Below are 12,426 nucleotides of genomic sequence, written 5' to 3' on the forward strand. Positions count from 1 at the left end.
CACGAGGGGCCCGCCGACCGGCCCCGGACTATGTCAGACGAGATCAGCCGCGGGGCTTCTCCCGCATCTCGTACGTCGCGATGACGTCGTCGACCTTGATGTCGTTGAAGTTGCCGAGGTTGATACCACCCTCGAACCCTTCGCGGATCTCGGTGACGTCGTCCTTGAAGCGGCGCAGCCCCTCGATGTTGAGGCTCTCCGCGATGACCTTGCCGTCACGGAGGAGGCGCGCCTTGGTGTTGCGCTTGACCTCACCGGAGCGGACAAGGACACCCGCGATGTTGCCGAGCTTGGAGGAGCGGAAGACCTCGCGGATCTCCGCCGTGCCGAGCTCGACCTCTTCGTACTCCGGCTTGAGCATGCCCTTCAGGGCTGCCTCGATCTCCTCGATCACCTGGTAGATGACCGAGTAGTAGCGCACATCCACACCCTCGCGCTCGGCCGCCGACGTGGCGCGGCCTTCGGCCCGCACGTTGAAGCCGATGACGATGGCGTCGGAGCCCGCCGCCAGGTCGATGTCGGTCTCGGTGACCGCACCGACGCCGCGGTGCAGAATCCGCAGGTCCACCTCTTCGCCGACGTCGAGCTGGAGCAGCGAGGACTCCAGGGCCTCGACCGAACCGGACGCGTCGCCCTTGATGATGAGGTTGAGCTGCTGGACCTCGCCCGCCTTGAGCACCTTGTCGAGGTCCTCAAGGGACACCCGGCGGGTGCGCTTGGCGAACGCGGCGTTGCGCTCGCGAGCCGCGCGCTTCTCGGCGATCTGACGGGCCGTACGGTCCTCGTCGACGACCAGGAAGTTGTCGCCCGCGCCCGGCACGTTGGTCAGACCAAGTACCAGGACCGGAGTCGACGGGCCCGCCTCTTCGAGGTTCGCGCCGGTGTCGTCGAGCATCGCCCGGACCCTGCCGTACGCGTCGCCCGCCACCATCGTGTCGCCGACGCGCAGCGTGCCGCGCTGGACGAGCACGGTGGCCACGGCGCCGCGGCCACGGTCGAGGTGCGCCTCGATCGCGATGCCCTGCGCGTCCTGCTCCGCGTTGGCGCGCAGGTCGAGCGAGGCGTCGGCGGTGAGGACGACGGCCTCAAGCAGGCTGTCGATGTTCAGGCCCTGCCTGGCGGAGATGTCGACGAACATGGTGTCGCCGCCGTACTCCTCAGCCACGAGACCGAACTCGGTGAGCTGACCGCGCACCTTCGTCGGGTCCGCGCCCTCGACGTCGATCTTGTTGACCGCGACCACGATCGGCACGTCGGCCGCCTTGGCGTGGTTCAGCGCCTCGATCGTCTGGGGCATCACACCATCGTTGGCCGCCACCACGAGGATCGCGATGTCGGTCGACTTCGCACCACGGGCGCGCATGGCGGTGAACGCCTCGTGGCCCGGGGTGTCGATGAAGGTGATCGCGCGGTCCTCGCCGTTGACGGTGGTCGCGACCTGGTAGGCACCGATGTGCTGGGTGATGCCACCGGCCTCGCCCGCGACGACGTTCGTCTTACGGATCGCGTCCAGCAGTCGCGTCTTACCGTGGTCGACGTGACCCATGACGGTCACCACCGGCGGACGGGAGACGAGCATTTCCTCGCCGCCCTCGTTCTCACCGAACTCGATGGAGAACGACTCAAGAAGCTCGCGGTCCTCCTCCTCCGGGCTGACGATCTCGACGGTGTAGTTCATCTCGTCAGCGAGGAGCTGCAACGTCTCGTCGGTGACCGACTGGGTCGCCGTGACCATCTCGCCGAGGTTGAGCATCACGGCGACGAGCGACGCCGGGTTGGCGTTGATCTTCTCCGCGAAGTCGGTCAGAGAGGCACCACGCGACAGGCGGACGGTCTGTCCGTTGCCGCGCGGCAGCATCACGCCGCCGACCGACGGGGCCTGCATGGCCTCGTACTCCTGGCGCCTCTGACGCTTCGACTTACGGCCACGGCGCGCCGGACCGCCGGGACGGCCGAAGGCACCCTGCGTTCCGCCACGGGCACCGGGGCCACCGGGACGGCCACCGAAACCGGGACGGCCACCGAAACCACCGCCACCACCGGGGCCACCGCCACCGGGACGACCGGCGAAGCCGCCACCGCCACCGGGACGACCGCCGCCGCCACCGCCACCGGGGCGACCGGCGAAGCCGCCACCGCCACCGGGACGACCAGCACCGGCACCGCCACCGGGGCGACCGGCGCCGGCGGGGCCGCGGCCACCGCCGCCACCCGGGCCCGGACGCGGACCGGCAGCGGGACGCTGCGGCATCATGCCCGGGTTCGGACGGTTACCACCGGGGCCACCGGGGCCGCCACCGGGGCGCGGGGCACCGGCGGGACCACTCTGCGGACGGGGCATGCCGCCGGGGCTCGGACGAGCGCCGCCCGGACCCTGCGGACGCGGACCGGCGTGACCGCCCTGCGCGCCACCCTGGGGACGGGGACCAGCCTGGCTCGGACCACCGGGGCCGGGCCGGGCGCCACCGGGACGGGGCGCCTGCGGGCGGGACATGCCGGTGCTGCCACCGGACGTGAAGGGGTTGTTACCCGGGCGCGGGCCGGAGGGGCGTCCACCCGGACGGCCTCCCGCACCCTGACCCTGGCCACCGGGGCGCGGGGCGCCGGTACGGCCACCCTGGCCCTGGCCGCCCTGACCGGGCGCGGCCGGACGAGCACTGGGGCGCGGGCCGGGCGTCGCGGCGGGCTTGGCGCCGGTGGGCTTGGGACCCGCCGGTGCGGCCGGAGCCGCGGGCGGGGCAGTGAACTCAGGCTGCGCCGGGGCGGCCGGAGCCGCCGGGGCGGCGGGCGCCGCGGGGGCAGCGGGCGCCGCAGGGGCGGCCGGAGCCGGACGCGGGCCCGGCGTCGGAGCCTTCGGGCCCGGCGCGGGACGCGGGCCCGGAGCGGGCGCCGCACTGGTGCCGCCATCGGACTCGGCGGCGGCCGGCTTGGTGCCGGGCGCCGGAGCCTTGGGGGCAGCCGGACGGGCCGCCTGCGGGGTGGGTGCAGACGGCTTGGCGGGCGTCGCCTTGCGCGGCGCCGCGGGCTTGCCAGCGGCACGGCCAGAACCGTTGCCCTGCTGGAAAGCGTCAGTCAACTTGCGTACAACGGGCGCCTCGATCGTCGAGGACGCCGAACGTACGAATTCACCGAGTTCAGTGAGCTTGGCCATGACGACCTTGCTCTCAACCCCGAACTCCTTGGCGAGTTCGTATACCCGGACCTTAGCCACATCGCTCCTTTTAGGTCCGGGGTTGTCCGCCGGACCGTCGCTACTTCATGGGCGTACTCATCGCGTACTCATCGAGTGCTCATCGCAATCTCGACCTACTTCCAACTCGCGAGGTACCTGACCGCACGGTGTCCCGTGCCGTTCTTCTTCACTCTTACGGTGTTACGTGCTCGACGTACTGGCGCAGGGCCGTCGTGTCGAGCGGGCCCCGGCCCCGGAAGGCCCTGGGGAACGCCCGGCGGCGAACCGCCAGGTCGAAGCAGACCAGTGCCGGGTGCACATAAGCACCCCGGCCGGGCAGCGTACCGCGCTGATCGGGGACACAAATGCCCTCGACCACCACGATGCGCAGCAGATCGTCTTTGGCCGCGCGATCCCGGCACCCCACACACGTTCGTTCAGGGCATGCGCTGTCACGCGTCCGGCCAGACACTGCTTAAGTCTACCTCCCCGAGACGACCTCACCCGTTTGGGGCAATGATCGAACGTTTCCTGGGTTTTTAATTCGCCACCGAGGTCGCTATCGCGCCACCGGTGACCCTCCGTGCACGCTGGCTCGCCGGAGGCGCCGCAACGGCTGAGGCGCCGAGCCTCCCCGGCGCCTCAGCCACTTCACGGCTTTCGGTCCCACCACGGCGCACCGACCTTGGCACCTTGGTCGGCATGTGCCCCGCGTCAAGCCGACCCAAGCCCTCGCCGTCCACCAAACGCACCCGTCGGCTCGTACGGGGCGGCCTGGGCCCGGCTCAGCCCTGGTCGGCGGACTGCTGCTCGGTGTCCGGCCGGATGTCGATCCGCCAGCCGGTGAGACGCGCGGCGAGCCGGGCGTTCTGGCCTTCCTTGCCGATCGCGAGCGACAGCTGGTAGTCGGGAACGGTCACCCGCGCCGAGCGCGCCGACAGGTCCACCACCTCGACCTTGCTCACACGTGCCGGGGACAGCGCGTTGGCCACGAGGTCCGCCGGGTCGTCCGACCAGTCCACAATGTCGATTTTCTCACCATGCAGCTCGGCCATGACGTTGCGGACCCGGCCGCCCATCGGGCCGATGCACGCACCCTTGGCGTTGAGTCCCGAGCGGGTGGACCGCACGGCGATCTTGGTGCGATGACCAGCCTCACGGGCGATGGCCGCGATCTCCACCGAACCGTCCGCGATCTCCGGGACCTCCAGCGCGAACAGCTTCCGCACCAGGTTGGGGTGGGTACGCGAGAGCGTCACCGATGGGCCACGCACCCCCTTGACCACCCGCACGACATAGGTACGCAGCCGGGTGCCGTGCGAGTAGTCCTCACCCGGGACCTGCTCCTGGACCGGCAGGATCGCCTCAAGCCTGCCGATGTCCACGAGGACGTTCCTGGGGTCCTTGCCCTGCTGGACGACGCCCGCCACGACATCGCCCTCACGCCCGGCGTACTCACCGAACGTGATCTCCTCCTCGGCGTCCCGCAGCCGCTGCAGGATGACCTGCTTGGCGGTCGTGGCAGCGATCCGGCCGAAACCGGTCGGAGTGTCGTCGAACTCCTGCGGCTCGGCGCCCTCTGCCGCGCCCTCCAGGTCGGCGGCGTCTTCCTTCGCCCACACCGTCACATGACCGGTCTCCCGGTCCAGCTTCACGCGCGCTCGGCGGCGGCTGCCCTCAGTACGGTGGTACGCGATGAGGAGAGCGGCCTCGATCGCCTCGACCAGCAGGTCGAACGAAATCTCCTTCTCCCGTACCAGACCCCGCAGGGCACTCATGTCGATGTCCACGGCTACGCCTCCTCTTGGCTCTCGTCGTTCTTGTCAGTGGTCTTGCGATTGAACTCGATCTCCACCCGTGCCTTGGAGATATCGGTGAAAGCCAGTCGGCGCTCGGTGGGCTTACGGCCCTTCACCCCGGGAACTTCCAGGGCGAGCCCCTCGTCATCGACGGCGACGATCCGAGCGATCAGCTCCCCGCCCTCGACGAGCTGCGCCTTGATGAGGCGACCGGTAGCGCGACGGTAGTGCCGCGGCTCCGTGAGCGGCCGGTCGGCACCGGGAGAGGTGACCTCAAGGACGTACGGGGCACCGCCCATGACGTCCGTCTCGTCGAGCTGCTGGGAGATCGCGCGGCTCAGCTCCGCGCACGCGTCCAACTGCACGCCGTCGTCGGAGTCCACCACGATACGGAGCACGCGCCGCTTCCCGGCCGGTGTCACCTCGACCTCTTCCAGATCCAGCTCTCGCGCGCTGACGAGCGGTGCCAGCAGTTCGCGCAGCCTCTCGCTCTGGGTGGTGCTCATCCGGGTGACTCCTCGGCCGCGTGTGCTGTTGTGGGAAAGTCGCGTGTCGGGTCAAAGCCTAGCTGTTCCGGCGGCGCGCTGACGATTCGGAGGCCGCGCCGTCGTCCGGCCCCGAAGTCCGCCGCCGTACGAGGCCACCTACGGCGGGGGCAGCACCACACAGCCGAGAGTGATCGGTACGCTCGCCAGCGGTGATCACGAGCAGGGAATGAGGAACGTGCCGCTCACGACGACATCGCCGGGCCCCTCGGGCCCGCGCAGACGAAGCCTGCTCGCGCTGGCCGGCGGCACGTTCGGTGCCATGGGCGTCACGGCGCTGCTGAGCGGCTGCTCCGACGACTCCGGACACGGAGCGGACACGGACGCGCGCGCCGCGGACGAGGAGCGACTGCGGGCACGCGCCGGACGGGAGTCGACCGCCCTGCTCGCGCGCTACGAAGCGACAGCCGAGGTCCACCCGGTGCTCGCCGACCGGCTGCGGCCACTACGGGACGAGGTCGCCCGCCACGCTGAGGCGTTCGGCGCCGCTCCACCGCCGGGCGCCCCGTCCCAGCCCGCCGACGGCGGCGCTACCGCCACACCCGGCGGCACGCGCCCAGCCCGCGGTGTGCCCCGCGACGCCCGCAAGGCGCTCACCGCGCTCGCCGACGCGGAGCGGCGCACAGCCGACGCCCGCACCACCGCACTCGCCGCCGCCCCGCCCGAACTCGCCCGCCTCCTCGCCTCCGTAGCCGCCAGCGGCGCCGCCCACGCGTACCTGCTGACGGAGAGCCGCACATGAGCATCTCGGCCGCGCCACGTAGGGGGGCGGTGGACGGAGCACGGGGCGGCACGGTGGACGGTAGACGGGGCACGGGGCCGAGGCCGCAACGGGGCCCGGGGCACGGGGCGGCGCGGCCAGAGACGGAGCGGGCAACAGCACCGCAGAGCAGGACTAGGGAAGGATGGCGACATGACCAGCGCCTGGCCACGCGCCGCCCGTAGTTCGGCATCCGACCCGGAGCCGGAGTCAGCCCCAGGGCCAGACCCGTACTTCCGTTCCACCTCCACCTCCACCTCCACGCTCGCTCTCGCCTCTGACACGGACTCCGGCGCCGACTCCGGCGACGGTGACGGCGAGGACGCCGGTGACCGTGCGTTGCGGGCCACCCAGGCAGCACTGGCCGCCGAGCACGCGGCTGTCTACGGCTACGGCGTGGTCGGCGGGCGTATCGAGGACCAGCGGCTGGCAGAGGCCCGTGAGGGGCTGACCGCGCACCGAGCGCGCCGGGACGCGCTGGACCGTGCCGTCCGCGAGCTGAAGGGCGATCCCGTCAGCGCCGCCGCCGCGTACGCGCTGCCCTTCCCGGTGCCTGACACGGCCACAGCGGCGCGGCTCGCCAGCGAGTTGGAGGGCAGGGTCTGTGCTGTGTACGCCGACCTCGTACGGGCCACGGAGGGCGCCGCACGCCGCGAGGCCGCCGCGGCGCTCCGCGAAGCCGCAGTCCGGGCGGTGCGCTGGCGCGGCAGCGGCGTAGCCTTCCCTGGGCTCACCGAACGGGCCGCAGGCAGCGTCCCGACGGCATCCGCGAACGGTGCGGCCGACGCTCTGTGACCGGACCCGCTCCGCGCTCCTGACACTGACCGGGGCGGGGGAAGAGAGCGGAGCCCAGGGAAACGAACGGAGCACGGGGCACGGGGCGGTGACGGCGGCCTGGTCCCGGCCGAACGGAGGACGGGGCACGGAGGACGGGGCACGGGGCACGGGGCGAAAGGCCGCAACGGAGCACGGGGCATGGAGCACGGGTAACGCTCAGCGAATCGGCGGCAAGCGCGAAGAGCGCTACGCGCAGAGATCGGGAACCGCCACGCCGCCCACAAGGGACGGGCGGTCGAGCACCCGGGCGCGACGGCGCGCACGACGCCGCCGCACGCATGGGCAGCCAGGCAAGTGAAAGGGACAGCTCGGGAATGGCATCAGCACCGCAGGACGGCGGCAGGGAGCACGCGGACGTTCACCTCGAACCGCCCCAGCGCCTGGTGCGCGCTCTGCACGCCGAGCGGGGCGAGGCGGGCGACGCATGGCTGGCGACGCTCCCCGCCCGGGCCCAGCGGCTCCTGGAGCGCTGGGAACTGACGGCGGAACGGGTACGGACCCCGGGTGGCCGATCCAGCCTGCTCGTCCTCGTACGGCAGGCTGACGGAACCCCGGCTGCCCTGAAGCTCAGCATGCTGACGGAGCGCACCGAGCACGAGCACGCGGCGCTGGCCCACTGGAACGGTTCGGGTGCCGTTCGGCCGCTGCGGAGCGACCCAGCGGAGGGCGCCCTCCTGCTGGAGCGGCTGCACGGCGAAGTCAGCCTGCGTTCCCTGGCGGAGCCGAAGGCGATACTGGAGGCCGCCGAGACCGTCCGTCGCCTGTGGGTACCACCGCGGGAGGGCCACTCGTTCCCGACCGTCTCGGAGCGCATGGCCCGGGCCTCCTCCGAGCTGCACGAGTGGCGTGACCAGCCCTGGGCCGTCGACGCGGTACCGCTGATCGACGAGGCGCTCGATGTACAAGCGGGGCTGCTGGCCGACACCACCGAGGAGTTGCTGCTGCACGGCGACTTTCAGCAGGGCAACGTACTGGCAGCCGACCGTGCCCCATGGCTGGCCATCGCCCCGGAGCCCGTCGTCGGCGAGCGCGCGTACGACCTGTCCTGGCTCGCTCGCGACCGCCTGGACACCCTGGTGGCGCTGCCGAGTGCGGCCAACGCCGCCCGACGCCGCGTGAACAAGCTCGCCGACTCACTCGACGTCGACCGAGACCGGCTGCGCGGCTGGGCCCTCATCCGCTCCGTGGAGGCGGGTGCGCATTGCCTGGCGCACGGTGACCGCGAGGACGGCGAACTCCTTCTGGAGTTCGCGGGCTGGCTGTAGCGCCAGTCAACGGCGGTCATCGGCCGTGAGCACAGGGCGGGGACACGGGTCACGGAACACGGGGCGACAGGACCGGCGCCCACGAGCACGGCATAGTCCACGGAGCGCGGCCAGGCCCAGGAGCGTTCGCGCTCAGGCGGAGCACGGGGCACGGGGCGGGGCAGTCGGGCCTCCTGCCCCGCTCCGTGCTCCGTGCTCCGTGCTCCGTGCTCCGTGCTCCGTGCTCCGTGCTCCGTGCTCCGTGCGGCAACTGTCAGGCCGTCACATCATCAGGTCAACAAGTCACCAGCTCGTCACACGGTGAGGCGTGCCACGGCCTCGTCGACCGGCAGTTCCTCACGCTCGTTCGTACGACGGTCCTTCAGCTCGACGACGCCGTCCGCCGCACCGCGTCCGACGACGAGGATGGTCGGTACCCCGATGAGTTCGGCGTCGGTGAACTTGACGCCCGGCGACACCCCGGCGCGGTCGTCCACCAGCACACGCACTCCCGCCGCGCCCAGCCGCTCGGCGATCTCCAGCGCGAGTTCCGTCTGCCGTGCCTTGCCAGCCGCGACGATGTGCACATCGGCCGGGGCCACCTCGCGAGGCCAGCACAGGCCAGACTCGTCATGCGTCTGCTCGGCGAGCGCGGCCACGGCGCGAGAGACGCCGATACCGTACGAGCCCATCGTCACCCGGACGGGCTTGCCCTGCCGGCCAAGAACATCAAGCTCGAAGGCGTCGGCGTACTTCCGGCCAAGCTGGAAGATGTGGCCGATCTCGATGGCCCGGTCGAGCTCGATACCGGCGCCGCAGGCGGGGCAGGGGTCACCGGGTTCGACAACGACCACGTCCAGATAGTCGTCCACCTCGAAGTCGCGACCACAGACGACATTGCGAGCGTGCGCGTCGGCCTTGTTGGCTCCGGTGACCCAGGACGTGCCGGGGGCGACGCGCGGATCGGCGATGAACCGGAACGCCTTTCCGGCCATGCCCTGCGGGCCGACGTAGCCGCGTACAAGATCAGGCCGGTCCGTGAAGTCCTCGGCGGTCACCAGCTCGACAGTGGCGGGCGCCAGGTGCTCCCCCAGCTTGCCGAGATCCACCTCACGGTTCCCAGGAACGCCGACTGCCACGATTTCACCATCGACCTTGACCAGAAGGTTCTTCAGGGTGGCTGAGGCGGGGACGCCCAAGTACTCGGCAAGCGTCTCGATCGTGGGGGTGTCGGGAGTGTCCAACTCCTCGACGGGGCCGTGCACGGTGCCGTCCTGAGGCACCACGGCGACCGTGACCGCCTCGGTGTTCGCCGCGTAGTCGCACGCCGGGCAGTCAACAAACGTGTCCTCGCCCGCGGCGGCGGGAGCCAGGAACTCCTCCGAAGCCGAGCCGCCCATGGCTCCGGAGACCGCGGAAACGATCCGGTAGTCGAGCCCGAGACGTTCGAAGATCCGGGTGTACGCCTCACGGTGCAGCCGGTAGGACTCGGCGAGGCCCTCGTCGGTGGTGTCGAAGGAGTACGAGTCCTTCATCTGGAACTCGCGGCCCCGCAGCACACCCGAACGCGGCCGGGCCTCATCCCGGTACTTCGTCTGGATCTGGTAAAGGATCACCGGCAGGTCCTTGTAGGACGTGCACTGGTCCTTGACCGTCAGAGTGAAGATCTCCTCGTGGGTGGGGCCCAGGAGGTAATCGGCACCCTTGCGGTCCTTGAGGCGGAAGAGCAGATCACCGTACTCCTCCCAGCGGCCGCTTACCTCGTACGCCTCACGGGGCAGCAGGGCCGGAAGCAGTACCTCCTGGCCGCCGATGCCGTCCATCTCCTCCCGGACGATCCGGGAGACGTTGTCCAGGACCCTCTTGCCGAGCGGCAGCCAGGACCAGACACCCGCCGACGTACGGCGGACGTACCCGGCGCGGACGAGCAGTTTGTGGCTGGCGGTCTCGGCGTCGGCCGGGTCGTCGCGCAGTGTCTTGAGCAGCATTGTGGACATGCGCTGGACGTGGACGGCGTGGGCCATGGGATCTCCTGCGTGCGAGGTGCGGTGAGCGAGAGGTTAGCCGCCGCGGGTCACGACGGGGAAATGGGTGCCCCCACCGCCCGCGGTCGCGGTAACACACGGGCCCGCGCTCCGTGCTCCGTACGCCCACGCCCACGCCCGTCTGTTCTCAGCCCCAGGCCCCCGTGCCCCGCGCGCCAGGCTCCGTGCCCCGTGGGGCGGCGCCCCGTCCCCCGCACTCATGCCCCACGCCTGCCCAGGACCCCCGCGCCCCGCGCCCCGTGGCGCCACGCTCCCTGCTCCGTCCCCCGTGCTCCACGCCCCGTAGCCGCGCGTGCCCCGTAGCCGCCGATCTGCCTCGCCCGTTCTTCCTCCCTCCCCTGCTCCCTCACTGCCGTCGTAGCGGCAGACGTGCGCCCATCACGGCGTACGGGCTCTGGGCGCTGGGGAAGTGGACGGGGCGGGCGAGGTCGCGGTAGCCCAGGGCGCGGTACAGGCCGCGGGCCGGGGTCTCGGAGTCGATCGCCGAGAGGATGCTGCGCGGCTCGACGGCTCCGTCGGTGATCGAGGTGATCATCGTTCGGCCGACCCCGCGGTTCTGGTAGGCCGGGTGGACGTGGAGTTCGGTGATGACAAAGGCGTTATTCAGCCAGTCCTCTTGTCCTTCGGCGCGAAGGTACGGCTCGACGACTGTGGACCACCAGTGGGTGCGGTCGTTGGGCAGACCGTAGACGAAGCCGACGAGGCGCCCCGTCTCCGTGGTGGCGCCGAGTGCGCGGGCGCCGGGAGTGCTGAGGTGACGGAGCACGATGTGCCGCCGTACTCCGATCTCGTCATCCGTCAGGCCGAAAGCGAGAGCCTGTACGGCGAGGGCGTCGTCAACCCGGGTGACCAGGTCGAGTGGCCCGATGACGACGCCTCGGGGATCTGGGAGCTGTCCCGCGGGGGGATGCGACATGAGCGGCACCCTACTGGCCGAGCAGTCAGAACAGCACGCTCATGAACGCGCCGACTTCCTGAAATCCGACCCTCCGGTACGCCGCGCGGGCGGCGGCGTTGTAGTCGTTGACGTACAAGCTGACGACGGGAGCGACCTCATGGAGCGCGTAGCCGAGTACGGCGGCCATGCCGGTCTCGGACAGGCCGCGCCCCCGGTACTCGGGGGCGACCCATACTCCCTGGATCTGGCACGCCTGCTGGGTGGCCGCGCCGATCTCGGCTTTGAAGACGACCTGGCCGTTCTCGATGCGGGCGAAGGAGCGTCCGGCTCCGACCAGTTCGGCGACCCGGGCCTGATAGAGCAGACCCCCGTCCCCCGCGAGCGGCGAGACGCCGACCTCCTCGGTGAACATCGCCACGCACGCGGGCATGATCACCTCCATCTCGTCCTTGAGGACGCGGCGCACGAGCGGATCGGGCGCGACGTTCTCGGGCATCGAGGTGGTGATCATCAAGGGCTGATGGCCGCGGACCTCGCGGGCGGGGCCCCAGCTGGGTTCGAGCAGGGACCACAGGTCGGCCGTGGCGTCGGCGGGGCCGACGATCGATGAGCAGCGCCGTCCGGCGCGCCGGGCGCGGTCAGCGAAGGCCCGTACGGCCTCTGGCGTGGCGCAGATGGGAACCAGGTTGGCTCCGGCGTAGCACAGCGACTGCAGCCGCCCACCCGCGTACCAGCCCCACATCTCGCCGCCGAGCCGCCAGGGATCAAGCCCCGCCGCCTGCACCCGGGCCGCCACGAAGGCGTTGGCTACCGGGTCGCGATTGAGAACCGAAAGGGCCGCGTCGAGCTCACCTGGCTCAAGCACCCGGGTGGTGGTCGTCGTCAGCACGTGTCGATTTGCCTCATCGTCGCGGACCTGCGGGCCGGAGGGAGACCCGCCATCGCACTGTACCTCGCCACCCAGCGCACCACCCCCTGTCAACCGTGGACCGGCGGGGGGCGACCACGGTCAGCCGACGGTGACCTCAGGGTCCCCGGAAGCGATGCCGTCCTTTTCCATCTGTTCGGCGATCTTCATGGCCTCGTCGATCAGGGTCTCCACGATCTTCGACTCCGGCACGGTCTT

At 71.1% G+C, this 12,426-nt stretch carries 10 protein-coding genes; 3 read left to right on the forward strand and 7 right to left on the reverse strand.

Going from position 1 to position 12,426, the window contains the following annotated elements; all coding sequences use genetic code 11:
• Window positions 1-43: 43 nt before the first annotated feature.
• The 4 genes from infB to rimP form a co-directional block, all read right to left on the reverse strand.
• A complete protein-coding gene (gene infB, locus AC5P1B_RS32745; RefSeq protein WP_493891639.1) occupies window positions 44-3,211 on the reverse strand; it encodes a translation initiation factor IF-2 in 3,168 nt (1,055 codons plus the stop codon).
• 154 nt (window positions 3,212-3,365) lie between these two features.
• A complete protein-coding gene (locus AC5P1B_RS32750; protein WP_493891640.1) occupies window positions 3,366-3,644 on the reverse strand; it encodes a YlxR family protein in 279 nt (92 codons plus the stop codon).
• A 313-nt stretch (window positions 3,645-3,957) separates the two neighbouring features.
• Window positions 3,958-4,962, reverse strand: coding sequence for a transcription termination factor NusA (nusA, locus tag AC5P1B_RS32755; RefSeq protein ID WP_493891641.1), 1,005 nt, complete (start codon window positions 4,960-4,962; stop codon window positions 3,958-3,960).
• A gap of 2 nt (window positions 4,963-4,964) precedes the next feature.
• Window positions 4,965-5,477, reverse strand: coding sequence for a ribosome maturation factor RimP (rimP, locus tag AC5P1B_RS32760; protein ID WP_493891642.1), 513 nt, complete (start codon window positions 5,475-5,477; stop codon window positions 4,965-4,967).
• Between the two features lie 208 nt (window positions 5,478-5,685).
• Here rimP and AC5P1B_RS32765 point away from each other — a divergent pair, with 208 nt between their 5' ends.
• The 3 genes from AC5P1B_RS32765 (at window position 5,686) to AC5P1B_RS32775 (ending at window position 8,378) form a co-directional block, all read left to right on the forward strand.
• Window positions 5,686-6,258 carry a hypothetical protein gene (locus AC5P1B_RS32765; protein WP_493891649.1) on the forward strand — a complete coding sequence of 191 codons (573 nt, stop codon included), beginning with the start codon at window positions 5,686-5,688 and terminating at the stop codon, window positions 6,256-6,258.
• Window positions 6,259-6,615: 357 nt separating this feature from the next.
• Entirely contained in the window at window positions 6,616-7,071 is a 456-nt protein-coding gene (locus AC5P1B_RS32770; RefSeq protein WP_493891650.1) for a ferritin-like domain-containing protein, read from the forward strand.
• 356 nt (window positions 7,072-7,427) lie between these two features.
• Complete coding sequence (locus tag AC5P1B_RS32775) at window positions 7,428-8,378, forward strand: aminoglycoside phosphotransferase family protein (protein WP_493891643.1); 951 nt, start codon at window positions 7,428-7,430, stop codon at window positions 8,376-8,378.
• Between the two features lie 293 nt (window positions 8,379-8,671).
• Here AC5P1B_RS32775 and AC5P1B_RS32780 read toward each other — a convergent pair whose 3' ends face one another.
• From AC5P1B_RS32780 to AC5P1B_RS32790, 3 genes are all read right to left on the reverse strand, one after another.
• The gene (locus AC5P1B_RS32780) at window positions 8,672-10,381 is read right to left on the reverse strand and encodes a proline--tRNA ligase (RefSeq protein ID WP_493891644.1); all 1,710 of its coding nucleotides are present in this window, start codon (window positions 10,379-10,381) and stop codon (window positions 8,672-8,674) included.
• A gap of 367 nt (window positions 10,382-10,748) precedes the next feature.
• Entirely contained in the window at window positions 10,749-11,318 is a 570-nt protein-coding gene (locus tag AC5P1B_RS32785; RefSeq protein WP_493891645.1) for a GNAT family N-acetyltransferase, read from the reverse strand.
• 25 nt (window positions 11,319-11,343) lie between these two features.
• Window positions 11,344-12,189, reverse strand: a complete 846-nt coding sequence (locus tag AC5P1B_RS32790; RefSeq protein ID WP_493891646.1) for a GNAT family N-acetyltransferase — start codon at window positions 12,187-12,189, stop codon at window positions 11,344-11,346.
• Window positions 12,190-12,426: the final 237 nt, after the last annotated feature.

It is taken from the genome of Streptomyces sp. A01 (genome assembly GCF_059026195.1).